At 71.5% G+C, this 20,707-nt stretch carries 18 protein-coding genes; 6 read left to right on the top strand and 12 right to left on the bottom strand.

Features of this window, described 5'->3' with window-relative positions; translation table 11 throughout:
• Positions 1-58 precede the first annotated feature (58 nt).
• Together CGL27_RS29295 and CGL27_RS29290 are read left to right on the top strand one after the other, a co-directional pair.
• The gene (locus CGL27_RS29295; protein WP_119991058.1) at positions 59-1,312 is read left to right on the top strand and encodes a serine hydrolase domain-containing protein; all 1,254 of its coding nucleotides are present in this window, start codon (positions 59-61) and stop codon (positions 1,310-1,312) included.
• A 63-nt stretch (positions 1,313-1,375) separates the two neighbouring features.
• Complete coding sequence (locus CGL27_RS29290; protein WP_240450677.1) at positions 1,376-1,759, top strand: hypothetical protein; 384 nt, start codon at positions 1,376-1,378, stop codon at positions 1,757-1,759.
• Between the two features lie 6 nt (positions 1,760-1,765).
• Here CGL27_RS29290 and CGL27_RS29285 read toward each other — a convergent pair whose 3' ends face one another.
• The 5 genes from CGL27_RS29285 to CGL27_RS29265 form a co-directional block, all read right to left on the bottom strand.
• Positions 1,766-2,536: an ABC transporter ATP-binding protein gene (locus tag CGL27_RS29285; protein ID WP_014054393.1), complete on the bottom strand. Its 771-nt coding sequence runs from the start codon at positions 2,534-2,536 to the stop codon at positions 1,766-1,768.
• Complete coding sequence (cbiQ, locus tag CGL27_RS29280) at positions 2,533-3,297, bottom strand: cobalt ECF transporter T component CbiQ (RefSeq protein WP_078643123.1); 765 nt, start codon at positions 3,295-3,297, stop codon at positions 2,533-2,535. The genes CGL27_RS29285 and cbiQ overlap by 4 nt, the downstream gene beginning before the upstream one ends.
• Positions 3,298-3,299: 2 nt before the next feature.
• Positions 3,300-4,421 (bottom strand): energy-coupling factor ABC transporter permease, encoded by a 1,122-nt coding sequence (locus tag CGL27_RS29275; protein WP_205587767.1) that lies wholly within the window; start codon positions 4,419-4,421, stop codon positions 3,300-3,302.
• 193 nt (positions 4,422-4,614) lie between these two features.
• Positions 4,615-6,858 (bottom strand): MMPL family transporter, encoded by a 2,244-nt coding sequence (locus tag CGL27_RS29270; RefSeq protein ID WP_119991056.1) that lies wholly within the window; start codon positions 6,856-6,858, stop codon positions 4,615-4,617.
• 127 nt (positions 6,859-6,985) lie between these two features.
• Positions 6,986-7,603 carry a TetR/AcrR family transcriptional regulator gene (locus CGL27_RS29265; RefSeq protein ID WP_240450676.1) on the bottom strand — a complete coding sequence of 206 codons (618 nt, stop codon included), beginning with the start codon at positions 7,601-7,603 and terminating at the stop codon, positions 6,986-6,988.
• Between the two features lie 141 nt (positions 7,604-7,744).
• Here CGL27_RS29265 and CGL27_RS29260 point away from each other — a divergent pair, with 141 nt between their 5' ends.
• Positions 7,745-11,107, top strand: a complete 3,363-nt coding sequence (locus CGL27_RS29260) for a S41 family peptidase (protein ID WP_119991053.1) — start codon at positions 7,745-7,747, stop codon at positions 11,105-11,107.
• Positions 11,108-11,225: 118 nt separating this feature from the next.
• On the opposite strand, the gene CGL27_RS29255 is transcribed toward CGL27_RS29260, so the two are convergent.
• The 4 genes from CGL27_RS29255 to CGL27_RS29240 form a co-directional block, all read right to left on the bottom strand.
• Positions 11,226-11,579 (bottom strand): hypothetical protein, encoded by a 354-nt coding sequence (locus tag CGL27_RS29255; protein ID WP_119991052.1) that lies wholly within the window; start codon positions 11,577-11,579, stop codon positions 11,226-11,228.
• A 119-nt stretch (positions 11,580-11,698) separates the two neighbouring features.
• Positions 11,699-12,604, bottom strand: coding sequence for an SDR family oxidoreductase (locus tag CGL27_RS29250; protein ID WP_119991051.1), 906 nt, complete (start codon positions 12,602-12,604; stop codon positions 11,699-11,701).
• A complete protein-coding gene (locus CGL27_RS29245) occupies positions 12,601-13,551 on the bottom strand; it encodes an alpha/beta fold hydrolase (RefSeq protein ID WP_119991050.1) in 951 nt (316 codons plus the stop codon). Before CGL27_RS29245 ends, CGL27_RS29250 begins: the two co-directional genes overlap by 4 nt.
• Positions 13,548-15,077 (bottom strand): NAD(P)/FAD-dependent oxidoreductase, encoded by a 1,530-nt coding sequence (locus CGL27_RS29240; RefSeq protein ID WP_119991049.1) that lies wholly within the window; start codon positions 15,075-15,077, stop codon positions 13,548-13,550. Before CGL27_RS29240 ends, CGL27_RS29245 begins: the two co-directional genes overlap by 4 nt.
• Positions 15,078-15,265: 188 nt before the next feature.
• On the opposite strand from CGL27_RS29240, the gene CGL27_RS29235 reads away from it, so the two are divergent.
• The gene (locus CGL27_RS29235) at positions 15,266-15,967 is read left to right on the top strand and encodes a MerR family transcriptional regulator (protein WP_237299952.1); all 702 of its coding nucleotides are present in this window, start codon (positions 15,266-15,268) and stop codon (positions 15,965-15,967) included.
• Positions 15,968-16,044: 77 nt separating this feature from the next.
• Here CGL27_RS29235 and CGL27_RS29230 read toward each other — a convergent pair whose 3' ends face one another.
• Positions 16,045-16,848, bottom strand: a complete 804-nt coding sequence (locus tag CGL27_RS29230) for an exodeoxyribonuclease III (RefSeq protein WP_119994606.1) — start codon at positions 16,846-16,848, stop codon at positions 16,045-16,047.
• A 63-nt stretch (positions 16,849-16,911) separates the two neighbouring features.
• Here CGL27_RS29230 and CGL27_RS29225 point away from each other — a divergent pair, with 63 nt between their 5' ends.
• A complete protein-coding gene (locus tag CGL27_RS29225; protein ID WP_119991048.1) occupies positions 16,912-17,454 on the top strand; it encodes a GNAT family N-acetyltransferase in 543 nt (180 codons plus the stop codon).
• A 61-nt stretch (positions 17,455-17,515) separates the two neighbouring features.
• On the opposite strand, the gene CGL27_RS29220 is transcribed toward CGL27_RS29225, so the two are convergent.
• Positions 17,516-18,682: a hypothetical protein gene (locus tag CGL27_RS29220; protein ID WP_119991047.1), complete on the bottom strand. Its 1,167-nt coding sequence runs from the start codon at positions 18,680-18,682 to the stop codon at positions 17,516-17,518.
• 322 nt (positions 18,683-19,004) lie between these two features.
• Between CGL27_RS29220 and CGL27_RS29215 the strand changes: the two genes are divergently transcribed.
• Positions 19,005-19,505: a DNA starvation/stationary phase protection protein gene (locus CGL27_RS29215; protein ID WP_119991046.1), complete on the top strand. Its 501-nt coding sequence runs from the start codon at positions 19,005-19,007 to the stop codon at positions 19,503-19,505.
• A gap of 144 nt (positions 19,506-19,649) precedes the next feature.
• On the opposite strand, the gene CGL27_RS29210 is transcribed toward CGL27_RS29215, so the two are convergent.
• Positions 19,650-20,705, bottom strand: a complete 1,056-nt coding sequence (locus CGL27_RS29210; RefSeq protein ID WP_119991044.1) for a hypothetical protein — start codon at positions 20,703-20,705, stop codon at positions 19,650-19,652.
• Positions 20,706-20,707 lie beyond the last annotated feature (2 nt).

Genomic DNA, 20,707 nt, shown 5'->3' with positions numbered 1-20,707 from the left:
CCTCACCCGCGGGACGTTGCACCATAAGGAGAAACACAGCACACACGCGCGGGTCGGCATGGCGGGAGTCGGATCAGTGGTGGACGTCCAGGGCACGGTGGCCGACGGTTTCGAACCGGTCCGGGACGCCTTCGCGGCGAACTTCACCCGGCACGGCGAGCGCGGTGCGGCCATGGTGCTGTACCGGGAGGGCGAGAAGGTCGTCGATCTGTGGGGCGGCACGAAGACCCCGGACGACGACGGCGGGAGCGGCCCCGAGGCTTCCGGCGGCGGTCCTGAGCCCTGGACCCAGGACACCGCGCAGGTCGTCCGGTCGGTCACCAAGGGCGTCGCCGCCGCCGTGCCGCTGCTGCTGCATCAGCGCGGTCAACTGGACCTGGACGGCCGGGTCAGCACCTACTGGCCGGAGTTCAAGGCGGCCGGCAAGGAGCGGGTACTGGTGCGGCATCTGCTCGCGCACCGCACCGGCGTGCCCGTGCTCGACACCCCGCTGACCCCCGCCGAGGCCGTCGACGGCATATCCGGGCCGCGGGCCGTCGCCGCCCAGCGCCCCGTATGGGAGCCCGGTACGGCCCACGGCTACCACGCCCAGACGTACAGCTGGCTGCTGGGCGAGCTGGTGCGCAGGGTCACCGGGCGGACCATCGGGCGCTGGATCGCCGAGGAGATCGCCCGGCCGCTGGGGCTCGACCTGTGGCTCGGGCTGCCCGAGGAGCAGCGGGGCCGGGTCGGCCGGATCGCGGCGGTGGAGGCCCTCGCCGCGCCCGCCGCCCACGGTCCGCGGCTGCGTCCCAAGCGGTCGGTCGCCGAGGCGTACCGGGACCCCGAGTCGCTGACCCGGCGGGCGTTCGCCGCGATCACCCCGGTGCCGGACGAGAACGACCCCGCCTATCTCGCCGCCGAGCTGCCCGCCTCGGGCGGGGTGGCCACCGCCGAGGCGCTGGCCCGCTTCTACGCGGCGCTGATCGGCCCGCTGCCCTCGGCCCGTACGGCCCGCTCGGGAGGCAGGCTGTTCGCCCCGGCGACGCTGACGATGGCCCGTACGGAGGAGTCCGCGGGGCCGGACCGGGTCCTGGTCGTCGGCACCCGATACGGCCTCGGCTACATGCTGCACGGCCCCGCCTGCCCGCTGTTGGGGCCGGGCTCCTTCGGCCACCCGGGGCGCGGAGGCTCCCTCGCCTTCGCCGACCCGGAGGCGCGCATCGGCTTTGCCTACGTCACCAACGGTATGCGGCGCGGGGTCACCGCGGATCCGCGTGCGCAGGCGCTGGTGCGCGCGGTGCGGACCAGCCTGGCGGCGCGGGAGGCGTAACCGCCCGAGGGGCCGCAGGTGCGGCGGGGCGGCGCGGAAGACATGGCGCCACGCGCCACCGGTATGCCTCCTAGCGCCCTCCCGTACCCGCGCACGCGGCTCCGCCAGGGCCAAGGGTCCTGCTACGACACGGCCTTCGACAGCCGGGTGTGGCAGGTGCGCTTCCCGGCGCCGGACGAGGCGGCGCGGGCCGGGATCTGGCGGCGCCATCTGCCCGCCGCGCCGCCCCTCGCCGAGGACGTCTCCCCGGAGGGACTGGCCGGGGTCGACGAGGTGACCGGGCGCGACATCCGCCGCGCGGTGATCGACGCGGCGGCGGAGGTGCTGCGGACGGGACAGCCGCGGGTGCGGCAGGCGGATCTGCTGGCGGCGGTGGAGCGGATCAAGGCCGGGCGGCCGTACCGGGCGGGGCCGATGCCGATGGCGGCATCCGGCGGGGCCGGATGACCGGCGTCACCTCACCGGCGCCGTCACCGAGCGGGGGTCGAAGCCGAAGGGGAGCTCCAGCCGGTGCTCGCGCATCAGCTCCTCGTCGCACAGCAGCTCCTGCGTCCCGCCGTCCGCCGCGATCACCCCGCCGCTGAGCACCACCGAGCGCGGGCACAGCTCCAGCGCGTACGGCAGATCGTGGGTGACCATCAGCACGGTCACCTCCAGGGACCGCAGGATGTCGGCGAGTTCGCGGCGCGAGGCCGGGTCGAGGTTGGACGAGGGCTCGTCCAGGACCAGGATCTCCGGCTCCATGGCCAGTACGGTCGCCACGGCCACCCGCCGGCGCTGCCCGAAGGAGAGGTGGTGGGGCGGCCGGTCGGCGAACTCCGCCATCCCGACCCGCTCCAGGGCGCGGCGCACCCGCTCCTCCAGCTCCGGGCCGCGCAGTCCGGCCGCGGCCGGGCCGAAGGCCACGTCCTCGCGCACGGTCGGCATGAAGAGCTGGTCGTCCGGGTCCTGGAAGACGATGCCCACCCGGCGGCGGATCTCGGCCAGATGCGCCTTCGCCACGGGCAGCCCCGCGACCGTGACGGTCCCGGCGCCCGCCGTAAGGATGCCGTTGAGGTGCAGCACGAGCGTGGTCTTGCCCGCGCCGTTGGGGCCGAGCAGCGCGACGCGCTCGCCGCGGGCCACGGTCAGATCGACACCGAAGAGGGCCTGATGGCCATCGGGGTACGCATAGGCCAGACCGGCCACCTGGAGGGACGGCGGGGTGGTGGCGGGGTCGGTCATAGGAGCATCCATCCGGTCAGGCAGACCGCCAGCGCGGTCAGCGGGAGGGCGGCGGCGTGCATCCACTGGGCGCGGGACGCCGTCACATCGTCGATCACCGGCATGGTGCCCGTATAGCCCCGGCTGACCATCGCCAGGTGGACCCGTTCGCCCCGTTCGTACGAGCGGATGAACAGCGCCCCGGCCGAGGAGGCGAGCACCCCCCAGTGGCGCACCCCGCGCGCCTCGAACCCGCGTGACTGGCGGGCGATCCGCATCCGGCGCATCTCATCGGAGATGACGTCCCCGTAGCGGATCATGAACGAGGCGATCTGCACCAGCAGCGAGGGCATCCGCAGCCGCTGCAGCCCCAGCAGCAGGGCGCGCAGCTCGGTCGTGGAGGCCAGGAGGACGGAGGCGGCGACGCCGAGGGTGCCCTTGGCGAGGATGTTCCAGGCGCTCCACAGCCCGGACTCGCTGAGCGACATCCCCAGCACGGCCACCCGCGGGCCCTCCGCGATGAACGGCATCAGCACGGCGAAGGCCACGAACGGGATCTCGATCAGCAGCCGCCGCAGCAGATACCCGGCCGGTATCCGGGCCGCCGCCGCCACCCCGGCCAGCAGCAGCGCGTACGCCCCGAAGGCCCAGACGGCCTCGCGGGGCGTGGAGACGACGACGAGGACGAAGCAGAAGACTGCCGCGATCTTGCAGTGCGGGGGGAGGGCGTGGACGGGCGACCGGCCCGCCCGGTAGAGCTTGTGCGCGTGTCCCGCGCCCATCGTCAGCCCCGCCCGCTCTCGGCCGTCGCCCGGCGCCGCCGTACGACGATGAAGACCCCGGACCCGACGGCGAGGGTGGCCCCCACGCCGATCACCCCGGCGAGCCCGCCGGAGAGCCGGGCGTCGGAGATGTCCTTGACGCCGTAGTCGGCGAGCGGGGAGTCCTTGGTGGCGTGGTCCTCTTCCTTCGCGTCGATCCCCTTGTCATGGGCGACCTTCTCCAGCCCGTCGGGGCTGGCGGAGGCGTAGAAGCTCACGACCCCGGCGCACAGCAGCGCGGCCGCGAGCCCGGCCAGCCACACGCGCCGCGCCGACCGCCGCGGCACGGCGGCGGGCTCACGGGTCGCGGAGGTCTCGGGGGTCTCTGGGGCCTCGGAGGTCGCCGTCACGGGTTCGGCCGCCGGAGCCTCGGCCCGGGCCACCGCTCCCGGAGCGGCCGGAGCCAGCGGGCTGTCGCGGATCTCCAGCGGACGCGCGGTCACCCCCCGCGCCCCGTAGACCAGATCCGGCCGTACGGCCACGACGGCACCGACCGTCAGCGCGGTGATCGCCGCCTCGCCGATGCCGATCAGCACATGCACCCCGACCATCGCCGCGAAGACCTTGCCGATCGCCACATCGGCCGTACCGCCGAGCGCGTAGATCGCCGTGAAGGCCACCGCCGCGGCCGGTACGGAGACCAGCGCCGCCACAAAGGACGCGACGGTGACCGTACGGCGGCGACGCGGGGCCAGCTTCACGATCGTGCGGAAGATCGCGTACGCCACGACCGTGGTGACCAGGGCCATGTCCGTGATGTTGACGCCTAGCGCCGTAAGACCGCCGTCCGCGAACAGGACGCCCTGCATCAGCAGCACCACGGAGACGCACAACACCCCCGTATACGGCCCCACGAGTATCGCGGCCAGCGCCCCGCCCAGCAGATGACCGCTGGTCCCGGCGGCGACGGGGAAGTTGAGCATCTGCACGGCGAAGATGAACGCCGCCACCAGCCCGGCCAGCGGTGCGGTCCGCTCGTCGAGCTCCCGCCGGGCACCGCGCAAACTGACCGCGACGGCCCCGGCGGCGACCACACCGGTCACCGCCGACACCGGCGCGTCGATGAATCCGTCGGGCACATGCATGGCGGGACTCCGCTCCTGAGCTGCTGCTATCGGCCCGATGGTAGCCCGTACCTGCAAGTCGTTCGCAAGAGCGCGGTCATCGCGGAATCGAGCGGGATCGCCTGGGATCAAACGCCGACGGCGGCCTTCCGGGATCGGAAGGCCGCCGTCGGGCCGAAGGCAACGTCGGCTTCAGACGCGGGTCAGACGCAGGTCAGACACGCGTCAGCTCGGCGTCCGGGTCGGAGTCGTGCTGCTGGGCCGCGGGGGTCGGCTCGAGCTGCTTGCGCAGGCCCTCGCCCTCCACGTCCACATTGGGCAGCGCCCTGTCCAGCCAGCGCGGGAGCCACCAGGCCGACTTGCCGAGCAGCGCCAGGACCGCCGGGACGATGGCCATACGGACCACGAAGGCGTCGAAGAGGACAGCGGTGGCGAGGCCGAAGCCGATCATCTTGATCATCGACTCGGACGAGCCGATGAACCCGGCGAAGACGCTGATCATGATGACCGCGGCCGCGGTGACCACCCGGGCGCCGTGCCGGAAGCCGGTGACGACGGCCTGGCCGGGGCGCTCGCCATGGACGTACGCCTCCCGCATCCGGGTCACCAGGAAGACCTCGTAGTCCATCGCCAGACCGAACACCACACCGATCATGAAGATCGGCATCATGCTCATGATCGGGCCGGTCTCCTCGACGCCGAACAGATCCGCCAGCCAGCCCCACTGGAAGACCGCGACCACCGCGCCGAGCGCCGCGACGACGGAGAGCAGGAAGCCGAGCGCCGCCTTGAGCGGGACCAGGACGGACCGGAAGACGACCATCAGCAGCAGGAAGGCCAGTCCGACGACGAGCACCAGATAGGGCACCAGCGCGTCGTTGAGCTTCTGCGAGATGTCGATGTTCATCCCCGTCTGGCCGGTCACCAGCACCTCGGCGCCGGTGTCGGCCTTGAAGCCGCTCGCCTCGTCCCGGATGTCGCCGACCAGGTTCTCGGTGTCGATGCTGCTCGGCTTGTACTTGGAGATGACGGTGAGCGTCGCGGTGTCACCGGCCTTGTTGAACGTGGCCGGGCTGACCCCGGCCACACCGTCCAGGCCGGTGATGGTCTTACGGACCTGCTCGGCCGCGCCCTTGGCGTCATCGCTGCCCTTGGCGTCGACGACCACCATCAGCGGACCGTTGTAGCCGGGGCCGAAGCCATCGGAGATCGCGTCGTACGCCTGGCGCTTCTGGCTGCTGACCGGCTGCGAGCCGTCGTCCGGCAGGCCGAGTTCCAGGCTGACGGCGGGCACGGCGGCCGCACCGAGGCCGAGCACGGCCACCAGGAGCACCATCAGCGGGCGGCGCAGCACGAAACGCGCCCAGCGGGTGCCCATATTGGGCTTCTCCTCGGCGGAGGCGTCCGGACCCGCCGCAAGGCGCTCCTCCAGCCGCCGGCGCGCCTTGCGCCCGAACACCCGCTTGCCCGCGAAGCCCAGTACCGCCGGGATGAGGCTGATCGCGATGAGGACGGCGATGACGACCGTACCGGCCGCGGCGAAGCCCATCTTGGTCAGCATCGGGATGTTGACGACGGCGAGGCCGACCAGCGCGATGACCACCGTAAGGCCGGCGAAAACGACCGCGGAGCCCGCGGTGCCCACGGCACGTCCGGCGGCTTCCTCCCGGTCCCGCCCCTCGGCCAGCTCCGCGCGGTAGCGGGAGACGATGAACAGCGCGTAGTCGATGCCGACCGCGAGGCCGATCATCATCGCCAGTGTCGAGGTGGTGGTGGACAGCCCCAGGGTGGTGGCGAGCGCGGTGATCGACGCGATGCCGATGCCGACGCCGATGAGCGCGGTCAGCAGCGGCAGTCCGGCGGCGACCAGCGAGCCGAAGGTGATGGCGAGGACGACCGCGGAGATCGCGATGCCGATGATCTCGGTCGATCCGGTCTCCGGCATCTCCTGGAGCGCGTCACCGCCGATCTGCACCTTCAGGCCCGACTTCTCGGCCTTCTCCCCCGCCTCCTTCAGACCGTCCTTGGCGGGGTCCTTCAGCTCCATGGAGTTGACCTTGTAGCTGGTCAGGATGTACGCCGTGGAGCCGTCCTTGCTGACGGCCTGGGCCTGGTAGGGGTCGGCGACCGAGGCGACTTGCGGCGAGCTCGCCTTGAGGTCGGCGACGGTCTTGGTGACCACCGCCTTGTTGTCCGGGTCGGTCATCTTCTCGCCGCTCGGGGCGCGGAAGACCACACGGGCGGTGGCGCCGTCCGCGTTACCTCCAGGGAACCGCTGTTCCAGCAGGTCGAATGCCTTCTGGGCCTCGGTGCCGGGGATGGAGAAGCTGTCGTTGGCGGGCGGTGAGGCGGTGGCGGCGCCGACGCCCGCGACCGCGAGCAGCGCCACCCATATCAGGGCGACGAAGCCGCGTCGCCGGAAGGCGAATCGGCCGAGTTTATAAAGGAAGGTGGCCACGAGAAGAGGTGCTCCCGTCGGTTGGATGGCACTGGGCAGGGATGGGTGACCGAGCCGGCGACGAGAGCGGCGCGCCGGTCGGAGCCTTATGTGGTCGTGCGAGGGGGAGGGGGAAGTGAGAGGAGGGCTACGCGGCGCCGAGCGCGGGGAGGATCACGGCGTCGATGTACTCCAGGAGATACGTCTGGTCCGGCTGCTTGTCCTCGACGAGCGCTCGGGTGAAGAACGCGCCGCACATCATGTGCATGACGTAGTTCAGAGCGGGCCGGTCCGGGGCGACTTCGCCCCGGTCGACGGCACGCCTCAGCAGGGCGTGGAGCGCGTCGATCTCGGGGTAGATCAACAACTCTCGCAGGGCCTCATGAAGGTCCGGGTTGTCGTGGCTTGCGTGAGCGAGTCCCCTCATCAGCGCGGCATCCCGCTCGTGGGCGGTCTCCGAACACCGCGCGATCTCCCGCAGGTCCCCGCGGAGCGTTCCGGTGTCGACACCCTCGAGCAGAACGGGCTTGCTGTGGCGCAGCGCGGTCGCGACCAGCTGCGGCTTGCCTTTCCACTGGCGGTAGAGCGTGGCCTTGCTGGAGTGCGTACGGGTCGCGACGGCGTCCATCGTCAGACCGTCGTACCCCACCTCGCCGAGCAGCTCCACCACCGCCTCGTACAACTCCCGCTCGCGCTCGGGGGAGAGCCGGCTGCGACGCACCCGGGCGGTGTCCCGGTCCTCCGTTGCCTGGTCCATGGCCGGCATGGCGTGTCGCCTCCCTCCGAAATTCCGAACGAAACGGTTTCGTACTCCTCCAGCATAAGCGTGGCACTATCGAAACAGCACCGTTTCGCTCGTGGTCTAGGTCACAGAACCGAGTTGCTCCAAATGGCGTAGCTCGAAAACATGGGTGGGGTGGAGCCTTACGGAAGCGACGACGACCTGGCATACCTGCGATTTCCGCATCTGCACGGCGACTTGCTGTGCTTCGCGGCCGAGGACGATCTGTGGGTCGCCCCGCTGACCGCTCCCGACGGGCCCCCGGGGCGGGCCTGGCGGCTGACCGTGGACCGTACGCGCGTGGGACCTGCCCGCTTCTCCCCCGACGGCTCCCAGATCGCGTTCACCACCTGGCGCAGCCTCGACCCGGAGATCTATCTCGTCCCCACGGCCGGCGGCCCGGCCCGTCGGCTGACCTACTGGGGCAGTACGGACGCCCAGGTCTGCGGCTGGACCCCGCCGGACCAGGACAGCGTCTCCCAGATCCTCGCGCTCTCCTCCCATGAGCAGCCGTTCTCCCACTTCTCCTGGGCCTACACCCTGCCCACCGACGGCAGCCCCGGCGGGCGGCTGCCCTGGGGGCCGGTGGCCGATATCGCGGTGGCCGACCTCGACGGCGAGCGCCGCACCCTGCTGCTGACCGGCAAGCCGCCGCATGAGCCCGCCACCTGGAAGCGCTACCGGGGCGGTGCGACCGGGCGGCTGTGGCTGCACGGCACCCGGCTCGCGGAGGAGCTGAACGGCCATCTGGACGCGGCGATGTTCGTCGGCGGCCGGATCGCCTTCCTCTCCGACCACGAGGGCATCGGCAATCTCTACTCCTGTCTGCCCGACGGCACCGATCTGCGCCGCCACACCGACCACGCCGACTTCTACGCGCGCCACGCCTCCACCGACGGCTCCCGCGTCGTCTACCAGTGCGCGGGCGAGCTGTGGCTGGTGGACGACCTGGGCCCGGACGGCGTGCCACGCAAGCTGGACGTACGGCTGGGCGGGGCGCGGACCGGGCGGCGGCCCTACCAGGTGCCGGCCGCCTCGCATATCGACTCGCTGTCGGTGGACACCACGGGCCGGGCCAGCGCGGTGTGCGTCCGCGGCAGCCTGTACTGGCTCACCCACCGCGACGGCCCCGCCCGCACCCTCGCCGACAGCCCGGGCGTCCGGGTGCGGCTGCCCGTGATGCTGGGCTCGACCGGCCGGGTCGCGTACCTCACCGACGCGGAGGGCGAGGACGCCATCGAGATCGCGCAGCTGCCCCGGGCCAGCGGCCCCGGCGAGCCGCGCCGGCTGGCCGCCGGGCTGCTGGGGCGGGTGCATGAGCTGGAGTCCTCGCCGGACGGCGACCTGCTCGCGGTCGCCGCGGGCGACGGGCGGCTGCTGCTGGTGGACACCTCCGCCGACGGGGACGGCGAGGTCACCGAGCTGATCCGGTCGGACAACGGCCCGGCGGGCGACCTGGCCTTCTCCCCCGACTCGGGATGGCTCGCCTGGTCCCACCCCGGGATAGGCCGCACCCTGCGCTCGATCAAGATCGCGCGGCTGGCCGACCGGACCATAGTGGACGTGACCAATGGGCGGTTCGAGGACGAGGAGCCGGTCTTCACCAGCGACGGCCGCTATCTCGCCTTCCTCTCCTGGCGCGGCTTCGACCCGGTCTACGACGTGCACACCGGCGACCTCTCCTTCCCGCTGGGCTGCCGCCCCTATCTCGTACCGCTGTCCTCCGCCACCCCGTCGCCCTTCGCACTGTCCCCCGAGGGGCGCCCGGCGGCGGGCGGGCTGGACCCGGACGACAGCGGGGACGACGGCGACGGCACGGTGACGGTCGAGGTGGAGGGGCTGGCCAGCCGGGTCACGGTCTTCCCGGTGTCCGCGTCCAAGTACTCCTCGCTGTACCCGGTCAGCGGTGGCGGACTGGTCTGGCTGCGCTGGCCGATCTCGGGCGCGCTCGGCGAGACGTTCGCCAACCCGGCCGAGACCTCGAGCCGCCCCACCCTGGAACACTTCGACCTGGCGAAGGCCAAACGGACCGAACTCACCAGTGAGCTGGACTGGTTCGCGGTCAGCGGCGACGGCACCCGGCTGGTGGCCTACGACGACGGCGATCTGCGCGCGATGCCCGCCACCGAGACCGGCGACGGCGACTCCACGGTCCACCTCGACATGCGGCGGATCCAGCACACCGTCGATCCGGCGGCCGAGTGGCGGCAGGCGTACGACGAGGCCGGGCGCATCACCCGGCACTACTTCTGGGACCCGGGGATGTGCGGTGTCGACTGGGACGGGGTGCTCGACCAGTACCGTCCGCTGGTCGAACGGGTCGCCTCGCCCGACGAGTTCGCCGATCTGCTCCGCGAGACCCTCGGCGAGCTGGGCACCTCGCACGCCTACGTCGCCGCCGCGCGCCGCAACGAGGGCCCGCCCCACTACCAGCGCCCCATCGGACTGCTCGGCGCCAACCTCACCCGCACCAAGGACGGCCGGTGGGCGGTGGCCCGCATCCTGCCCGGTGAGTCCTCCGACTCCCGGGCCCGCTCGCCGCTGGCCGGTCTGGGCATCCGGGACGGCGCCGTCCTCACCCATGTCGACGGGCGCCCGGTGGACCCGGTGGCCGGTCCGTTCCCGCTGCTGACGGCCGGGGGCGGCACGACGGTGGAGCTGACCTTCGAGCCGCCGGACGGCGAGGGGCCCGCGCGCCGGGTCGCGGTCTCCCCGCTGATCGACGACCGGCCGCTGCGCTACCAGGACTGGGTGGCCCAGCGCCGAGCCGTGGTACGGGAGTTGAGCGGCGGGCGGTGCGGCTATCTCCACATCCCCGACATGGGCGGCTCGGGCTGGGCGCAGTTCAACCGCGATCTGCGTCGCGAGATGTCGCTGCCCGCACTGATCGTGGACGTCCGGGGCAACGCGGGCGGCAACATCAGCGAGCTGGTGGTGGAGAAGCTCACCCGCAAGGTCATGGGCTGGGATCTCACCCGCAACGCCCAGCCCGTGTCGTACTCCAGCAACGCGCCGCGCGGGCCGATCGTCGCGGTCGCCGACGAGGCGACCTCCTCCGACGGCGACATGATCACCGCGGCCTTCAAGATCCAGGGCATCGGGCCGGTGGTGGGGCTGCGCACCTGGGGCGGGGTGGTCGGGATGACCGGCCGTCACCGCCTCGGCGACGGCACGTCGATCACGGTGCCGATGAACGCCGCGTGGTTCGACGCCTACGGCTGGGGCGTGGAGAACCACGGTGTGGAGCCGGACATCGAGGCGCCGCGCTCCCCCGTGGACTGGGCGGAGGGCCGCGCTCCGCAGCTCGGGGTCGCCGTCCGTACGGCGCTCGATCTGCTGGAGCGGCATCCGGCCGCGACCCCGCCGGACTACTCGGACGTGCCCGATCTGCGCCGACCCCAACTGCCGCCGCGCCGGCGAAGTGAGCCGCCGCGCAAGGGAGGTAAGTCCTCGCGCAAGGGAAGTAAGCCGCCCCGCAAGGGGAAGTGAGCGCTTCCACCGGGAGACCGGGGCAGGAGCGGCACCGGGCACAGACAGGCGCAAGGGCAAGCGCAGGGGCGCATTCCCATGGTCGACCACGGGGATGCGCCCCTCCCGCCCTGGCGCGTCACATCTCTTCGAAGGGCTCCTGGTCCATCGTCTCGTCGCCCATGCCCGGCTGACGGCGCTCACGGCTCATCCGCTGGGACTGCCCGCGGCCCTCCGGCCGGTCCTGCTGGCCACGGCGCTGCTCCTGCCCCGGCTCCCGGCGGGAGCGCTCCTCCATACGCTCACCGGACTGCGCGCGGTCACCGGACTGCATCCGCTCGCCGGACTGCGCGCACTCGCCGGGCTGCATCCGCTCACCGGACTGCATGCGCTCACCGGGCTGCTGGCCGCGCCGCGGCTCCTGGCTCCGCCCGCCCTGCGGCTTCCGCTTGGCCTGCTGGCCCTTGTCGTTCGGCTGGTCCTTGGGGCCCATGTGTCACTCCTCATCGGGTGAATGGCGTCGGGCCCGACAAGAGTTACATGTGCTGACTTTCTCCGCATTCCGGATCGGAGGAGCCGAAGAAAGCACAGGTCAGCGCGGTTGACGGAGCGTTACTGGTAACGCTCCGTGCCCGCCGTGCGCGCCTTCTCGTCCGCCGCGCCGCCCTCGCCCACCAGACCGCCCCGCCCCTCCCGGGTCGCCGCCAGCCTCGGTTCGGCACGGCGCATCTCGCGCCGCCCCACGGCGTGGATGAACGCGGGCAGATAGCCGCGCACCGACTGCATACCGCGCAGCCACCACTGCGCGTACACATGCGCCGACCGGCGCTCGATGCCTGCCACCAGCCGGTCCACCGCCGGGCCCAGCGGATAGGTGCGGCCCGCGGGCCAGGGCAGCCGCTGCCGCAGCTCGCGCATCACCTCGTCCTGGTCGGCGCCGCGCACCATATCGGTGTCCGTCCAGCTCAGATACCCCACGCCGACCCGCACCCCACGGTGGCCCACCTCGGCCCGCAGACTGTGGGCGAACGCCTCGACGCCGGACTTGGACGCGCAGTACGCCGTCATCATGGGCGCGGGCGCGAGCGCGGCGAGCGAGGCGATCTGCAGCAGATAGCCGCGGCTGGCGGTCAGCGCGGGCAGAAAGGCGCGGGCCGTGGTGACGCTGCCCAGCAGATTGACCTCGATCACCCGCCGCCAGGCCGTCTCGTCGGAGTCGAGGAACGGACCGGCCTGGGCCACACCCGCGTTGGCACAGACGATGTCCACCGCGCCGAACCGCTCCACGACCTCCCCCGCCACCCGCGCCATCGCCTCGGCATCGGTGACATCGGCGTGCCAGTGGGCGGAGTCGGTCGGCAGCCGCTTCGCGACCCGCTTCAGCTCCTCGGGCTCCAGGCCCACCAGCGCGACCTTCGCGCCGCGTGCGGAGAGCTTGCGCGCGAGCAGCTCGCCGACGCCCCGCGCCGCGCCCGTCACCACCGCGACCTGGCCCTCAAGGCTCCTGCGCGCACTCATGTCGTCTGCTCCTTCGCTTCGGCTGTTGGTGTGGGGTGGGACGTCCCGAACTCCTCGACCAGACCGCGGATCACGCCGGTGACCGCCTCGGGGTCCTCCACCGGGGTCATATGGCCGAGCCCCGGGAGCTCGATGAGGCCGGTGCAGTGCGGCAGCGCGGCGGCCAGGGCGTCGGCGTGCTCGGGCGGGGTGAGCCGGTCGGCGGTGCCGACGATGACGGCCGTGGGCATGGTCAGTTCGCCGATGCGCGCCTCCAGTTCGAGGTCGAGCAGGACGCGGCCCCATCCGGCGCGTACGGCGCGGGGGCAGGCGTGCAGGATCCGCGCGCACATGTCCACCGCGGCCGGGTCGGCGCCGGGGCCCATCGTGGCGTACCGCACCAGCCGCTTGGCGAGCGGGGTGACCGGGCCCAAGGGGGCGCTTGAGCCGAGAAGCACGCGGTGCACCCGCGCCCGTGCCCGCGGGGAGCGCAGCGGCACCACCCGCGACCGGTCCACCAGCCGTGAGGCGCCCGTGCTGCACAGCACCACGGCGGCCGCGCGCTCGCGCAGCGCGGGGCGGTCGGCCGCGGCCATCAGCGTCATCCCGCCCATGGAGTGGCCCGCCAGCACGGCCCGCCGACCGGGCGGAAGGGTCGCTTCCAGCACCGCCACCAGGTCGTCGGCCAGGGCGTGGATGCTGTAGCCGCCGGGCCCCGGGGCCGGGCTGCGGCCATGGCCGCGCTGGTCGTAGACGATCACCCGGTGGTCGGCCGCGAGGGCGCGCACCACCGGCGCCCAGAAGGCCGTGGAGCAGACCCAGCCGTGCGCGAGCAGGACCGCCGGGGCGTCCTCGGGGCCGTGCAGCTCCGTGTGGAGCCGGCTCCCGTCGGCCGAGACGACCGTCAACTCGCGCTCCGGGACGGGCGAGGCGTACGGCCCGGCGGTCGGGGAAGGAAGCCGCTTCACCGCGATCCCCTCCCCGCACCCGCCGTGGACACCGTGGCCTTGACGGGCCCGGTGTGCGGCCGCAGCACCGTGTACTCGGCGAGGTCCACGCGCCGGGTGACCTTCCGCAGCTCGCTGGTCGTCCCGGGCCACAGGGTGGTGTTGCGGCCGTTGTCGAGGTACCAGCTGTCGCAACCGCCGGTGTTCCACACCGTGCGCCGCATCCGTTCCTGGATCATGTCCGTGTACGCCCGCACCGCGGACGGCCGGGCGTCCAGCGCGACCTTGCCGCCCAGCATGTCCAACTGGCACAGATAGTCGGCCATATAGGCCAGCTGCGCCTCTATGACGAGGATCATCGAGCTGTTCCCGAGGCCGGTGTTGGGCCCGATGATGGTCAGGAAGTTGGGGAAGCCCGCCGGGCTGGTGCCGCGCAGCGCCTCCATCCCGCCCTTCCACTCCTCCGCGAGCGTCGTCCCGCGCGCCCCGGTCACCCGCTGCGCTATGGGGACGTCGGTCACATGGAAGCCGGTGCCGAAGATGATCGCGTCGGCCTCGGTCTCGGAGCCGTCGGCGCCGACGAGGGTGGCGCCGCGCACCTCCTTCAGCCCGGCCGGAACCACGTCCACATGCGGCTGGGCGAGCGCCGGATAGTAGTCGTTGGAAAGCAGGATGCGCTTGCAGCCGATGCGGTAGTCCGGCGTCAGCGCCGCCCGCCGCGCCGGGTCCTTGATGGCCCGTCGCATATGCGCACCGGCCAGCCGCTCGACGAACCGCATCTCGCCCGGCCGCTTGGTGAACGCCCCCACCTGCAGCTCCCGGATGCCCCACAGCACCCCGCGGCGCAGCGCCCGGGTGGCCGGGATCCTCGAGTGCAGCCATCGCTCCAGGCCGCTGATCCGGCGGTCCATCCGCGGCAGCACCCAGGGCGGAGTGCGCTGGAAGAGGGTGAGCCGGCCGACCTCACGCTGGATGGCGGGGACGATCTGTATGGCCGAGGCGCCGGTGCCGATCATCGCCACGCGCTTGCCGCGCAGATCGGTGGTGTGGTCCCAGCGCGCGGAGTGGAAGACGGCGCCGGGGAAGCCGTCGAGCCCGGGAATGTCCGGGATCCGGGGGTCGGCGAGCGGACCGGTGGCGCTGACCACGACATCGGCGGTCAGCGAGCCCCGCGCCGTCTCCACCTCCCAGTGCACCGCCGCGGAGTCCCAGCGCAGGGACCGCACTTCGGCGCCGAAGCGCAGGTGCGGCCGCAACCCGAAGGTGTCGGCGACCCGCTCCAGATACGCGCGGATATGCGGCTGGCCGGAGAAGTTCCGGGGCCAGTCGGGGTTGGGCGCGAAGGAGAACGAATACAGATGCGACGGGACATCGCAGGCGCACCCCGGATAGGTGTTGTCCCGCCAGGCCCCGCCGACCGCCTCCGCCCGCTCCAGGACCACGAAATCCGTGATGCCCGCGCGGCGCAGCCGCACCGCCGCTCCCAGACCGCCGAATCCGGCTCCGATCACCGCCACCCGCACATGCTCATGCGTCAGCCCAGCCATGCCGCCGCCTTCCACGAACGCGAATACGACCGTGCCAGCAATCACTGGCACGATGGGAGCGTAGGACAGGGATCTACCGAGCGGTAGGGGCTGTGGACAACGAAGTTACCGCCGGTCGCACCCGACCGGCCGCGGCATAGGCTTCAGTAGTGGCGACGAGCGAAGCGGACGAGGTACGCGAGTACCGCATGCCGGAACTGGCCGAGAAGGCCGGGATCACCGTGCGCACCCTGCGCTTCTACCGGGAGCGCAAGCTGATCCCGCCACCGCGCCGCGACGGCCGGATCGCCTGGTACAACGACCACCATCTGGCCCGGCTGCGGACGATCGCGGGGCTGCTGGAGCGCGGCCACACCCTCGGCGGAATCGCCGAGTTGATCGCCGCCTTCGAAAGCGGCCGCCGGGACGTCGGCGAGCTGCTCGGGCTGCCCGGTGCGGCCCCCTCCTGGCCCTCGGAGACCCCGGTCCGGCTCACCCCCGAGGCGCTCGCGGACTACTTCCACGGCGAAGTCACCCCGGAGAACCTCACCACCTCGCTCGACCTCGGCTATCTGGCCGTCGACGGCGACGAGATCGTCCACCTCAGCCGCCGCCTGCTGGACGTCTCACACACCCTGGTCGAACAGGGCATCCCGCTGGCCGCGGTGCTCGCCGCGGGGCGCGAGGTGCGTGAGCATGTGGACGCGATCGCCGAGACCTTCGTCACACTGCTGCGCACCCATGCGGCGGCGGACGCCCTGGAGCGCGGCGAGGACGTCGGCGAGACCGTGAAGCGGCTGCGGCCGCTGGCCACGAGCGTGGTGGACGCCGAGCTGACGATGGCCATGAACCGCCGCATGCGGGCGGAGATGGACGAGACGCCGCCCGGCGGCCACTCCGGGAATCAGTGAGGCCACTGAGGCCGGCGAGCCGACGGGACCAGTCGCCGGACGTCAGCGAGCCCGCGAGACCCGTGCCCCCGCGAAGGTCAGTGAGCCGAGCCGTAGGCCACCGTCACCGGGGCGTGGTCGCTCCACCGCTGGTCGTAGGCGGGCACCCGCTCCACGACCGCCTTGACCGCGCGCCCGGCGAGCCCGGGGGTGGCGATCTGGTAGTCGATGCGCCAGCCGGCGTCGTTGTCGAAGGCCCGGCCGCGGTAGGACCACCACGAGTACGGACCGGCGACGTCCGGATGCAGGGCGCGCACCACGTCCACGTACCCCGCCTCCTCGAAGACGCTGGTCAGCCAGGCGCGCTCCGCCGGCAGGAACCCGGACTTCTTCTGGTTGGCCTTCCAGTTCTTGAGGTCGGCCTCCTGGTGGGCGATGTTCCAGTCGCCGGCCACCAGCGCCTCGCGCCCGCCGGCCGCCGCCCGTTCGCGCAGCTCCTTCAGATACGGAAGGAACTCCGCCATGAAGCGCTCCTTCTCGTCCTGGCGGTCCGTGCCGACCTCACCCGAGGGGAGATACAGGCTGCCGACGGTCACGCCGGGCAGATCGACCTCCGCATAGCGGCCGCTGCCGTCGAACTCGGACGACCCGAAGCCGACCCGCACGCCCTCCAGTTCGCGCCGGGCGTACACCGACACCCCGGCCCGGCCCTTGGCCGCCGCGGGGGCGTGCACCACATGCCAGCCGTCGGGTTCGCGGACCGCCTCCGGCAGCTCCTTGGGTTCGGCGCGTACCTCCTGGAGGCACACCACATCGGCCGCGGTAGCGTCCAGCCAAGGGCCGAAGCCCTTCTTGGCGGCGGCGCGCAGCCCGTTTACATTCACGGTCGTCACGGTGAGCACCTCCGGCACGATACGCGACAAAAACCACGCGCCCATCCACTGCATAGAAGTACGATTCGACGCATGAATATTCAACCAATCCGCTACGACCACCCCGACGCCCTCAAACTCGACGAGGAAGTGCAGGCGGAGTACGCCGTGCGCTACGGCGAGGGCGATCTGACGCACATGGACGCGGCCCACTTCGACCCGCCGCACGGCCTCTACCTCATCGCCTACGACCCGGACGGCACCCCGGCCGCGACCGGCGGCTGGCGCAGCCAGGAGCGCAGCGAAGAGGGTTACGAGGACGGGGACGCCGAGATCAAGCGGATGTTCGTGGTGCGCGCGGCGCGGGGGCGCGGGCTGGCCCGGCGGATCCTCGCGGCGCTGGAGGACAGCGCGCGGGAGGCGGGGCGGGTGCGGATGGTCCTGGAGACCGGCACCGAGCAGCCCGAGGCCATAGAGCTGTACACCTCGTCCGGCTACGCACCGGTGCCGAAGTTCGGGCTCTACCGCTTCGAGGAGAGCAGCCGCTGCTACGCCAAGCTCCTTACGGGCACCCCTGTAGAGCCATCCACAAGCCCGTCCGCAGGCCCATCCGTAGAGCCATCCGTAAGGCCATGACGAGGGGCCCGCTCCGGATCCGGAGCGGGCCCCTTACGTCTGCCGTGCGACTGCGGGCCGGTCAGCCCTGACCGGCGTACTTCTTGCTGATGGCCTCGAACACGCCCTTCGCCTCGGCCCCCAGATGCGGACCGGCGAGCCAGGTGTGTCCGTAAGAGCCGATCGAACTGTTGGACACCAGCACCGTCTTGCCGTCGTTGTTGACGAACCAGCCGCCGCCCGAGGTACCGCCGGTCATCGAGCAGCCGATCCGGTACATCGTCGGCGAGGTGGGCGAGAACGACAGCCGACCCGGCCTGCTGGTGCAGTTGAACATCTTCGCCCCGTCGTAGGGCGGGGCCTGCGGATAGCCGTACGCGCCGATCGAGCTCACCCGGTCCGCCGACGGCGCCCCGAACCACACCGGCACCGAGGCCCCGACCGTCTCCTGCAGCGACTTGCCACCGCCGCCCTCGGGCTTCAGGTGCAGCACCGCGAAGTCGTACGCCGACCCCACCCCGCCGGTCTTACCGCCGTTCGCCATCCACTCGGACGAGGTCTGCGACCAGTCCGCCCACCACACGCCGTAGGGGCTGACCTCGTTCTGGGCCGCCGTCTGGGTCTGCTCGGCCCCCAGTCCGTTGTCGTTGTACGAGGGCACGAAGACGATGTTCCGCATCCAGCCGCCCTTCTTGCCGGAGTGCACACAGTGGCCCGCGGTCCACACCAGGTTGGACTTCCCCGGATGCGCCGGGTCGTCGACAACCGTGCCGGAGCACACCATCGGCCCCTCGGGGCTGTCGAAGAACACCTTCCCGACCGGCGCCATGTTCTGGTGGTACGGCCGCGAGACCTGCTTGGCCGGCACGGCGGGCGGCTCGGGGTCGGTGGCCGCCTGGTTCTGGCCGGTGCTCTGCGTGGAGACGGTGGTCGACGAGTCCTTCGCCTTGGCCATCCGGGACGGCTGCCAGAAGTTCTTGATCACCGGATTGGCGAATTCCGATGCCTTGCGGGCCCACTCGTCCCAGTCCTTCCAGCCGCCCTCCTTCCACTTCTTCAGGTCGTCCAGACTCGTCGGGACGCCTTCCGGCAGCTGGATCCCGTCCTTGGCCTGCTGCCCATCGGGCGCGGCCGAGGAGTCCGACGCGGAAGCCGCCTCGTCGTCACCGGGCCCGCAGGCGGAAGCGGAGACCACCAGCAGCGCGGTCATGGCCGCGACCGCCACGGTGGAACGGCGTATGAGTGGCATGGAGCCTTATCCCCCTGTTGTGGTGCAGTTGTTGTGCTGTGCTATGTCGCGTCTGCCCTACGGCGCTTTCACGCCACGAAGCCACTGGACAGGGCATCTACTATGCCCGCGCCCCTGGCCTGCACCATCACCCGTCCCCCGGCCCGCACCAAACACGAACGCGGTCAGCACGATTCCATGACATCGCTGATCCGGGCGTCCACCCGACTGGATCAGGCTCGGTGGCGACGGAGAGAGACCTCCATAGGCTGGATCGCATAGGAAGTCGGGCCTTCTGCTCCAGGGGTCTGCCGTGCCGTGACGTTTGCGAAGGAGACACGCCATGCCCGCTTCTGCCGGGGGTTCCCGACGCTCGGAGACCGATGCCGCCGGATTCACGGCCTCGCCGCAGTTCGCCCAGGCATTGCAACAGATCGTGGTGGATCTCGTCGAACTGCACCTCCAGGGAAAGCAGGCCCACTGGAACGTGGTCGGCCACAACTTCCGGGACCTGCACCTGCAGCTGGATCAGATCGTCGACGACGCCCGGGAATCGGCCGACACCATCGCCGAGCGCATGCGCGCTCTCGCCACCGTGCCGGACGGCCGCTCCGAAACCGTCGCGGCGACCACCACGCTCCCCGCGTTCCCGGCGGGAGAGGTGAATGTGAGCACCGTTGTCGACCTCGTCACCTCGCGCCTGCGTGCCACCGCCGATACGCTGCGCACCCACCATGACCAGGTCGACAACGAGGATCCCCCCACGGCCGACCTACTGCACGGGATCATCGACTCCCTGGAGAAGCACGCCTGGATGGTCAGCGCGGAAAACCGATCCGTCTGACACCACTCCCCGCAAGCCCCCGCCGAATATCCCCGGCGGGGGCTTTGAGCTGCGGTGGGCCTGAGGGGATTTGAACCCCTGCAAGTAGTCGGCGGACGGCGCACAGAAGGGCGGGACCCGGTGAGTGGGTCCCGCCCTTCTTCCTCACTCGGGGTCTTTGATGTCGTCGTCGGACAGGAGTTCCTGCGTGGGGGGCGGGTCAATGGTGGCGGTGGGGTTGGCGCATCCGGGGACGCTGCCTTCGGGGGCGCAGTTGTCCGGCTCGTTGTCGACGACCTTGGTGTTGGTGAGCGTCACCTGACCGGACTGGTTGTCGATGCCGCCACCGGCGGTGATCGCCGTGTTACGGGTGACCAGGCTGTCGACCAATGTGGCGGTGGCGGTGCCGAAGGGGGTGGAGAGGTTTGAGAGGCCCGCGCCCCTCACAGCGATGTTGTCCTTGAGAGTGGTCGACTTCAGGTTCAGGGTGGAGGCGTTCACGTTGCGGATGCCACCACCCTCAATGCCGGTGTTGCCCCTGATCGATACGGACTCCAGGGACGCGGTACCCAGTTGGTTCTCAAAACCGCCACCATTGCTGGTGACCGCCCGGTTCTTGAGCAGGGAGCCGCGCTTCATCGTCGTTGTGCCGTTACCGGTGTTGAGGACTCCGCCGCCGAAGCTGGCCGCGCGGTTGCGCTCGACGGTGGTGCGGTCGAGGTTGAGCTGTCCACCGTTGTTGGAGACGCCACCACCGGTAACCGCGAAATTGTCCTTGAAGACAGCGTCGTTCAGGTTCAGCGCGCCCTGATCGTTGAGGGCCCCGCCGCCAGAGTTGCTGCTGACGCCGCCGCTGACCGTGAGCGACTTCAGGGTGAGTGTGCCACCGGACACCACGTGGAAGATGCGGAAGCTTTCCGTGGCGTCCGGGTCGCGTCGGATGGTGGAGCCGTTGCCGGAGATGGTCACGTCCCCGGTGATCTCCGGGAGCCCATCGTCCGGGTTGTCCGGTGTGGTCAGTGTGTAGGTGCAGCGGGACGCGAGGGTGATGCGACCGCCGTTGGCGTTGGCCTGGTTGATCGCGTCCACCAGGCCGGGGATGTCGTTGCACCGCACCTGAATGTCTTCGGCGGCACTGGCCGACCCGGCCGGCAGGACCACGAGGGAGAGTCCCGCACCGACCGCGACGGTCATGGCGCCGGACCGCGAAATGAACCTCATCG

It is taken from the genome of Streptomyces sp. 11-1-2 (assembly GCF_003595545.1).
Classification (GTDB): Bacteria; Actinomycetota; Actinomycetes; order Streptomycetales; family Streptomycetaceae; genus Streptomyces; species Streptomyces hygroscopicus_B.
Note: the sequence above shows the minus strand (reverse complement) of the source record. Positions and strands in the feature narration are given on the sequence as shown.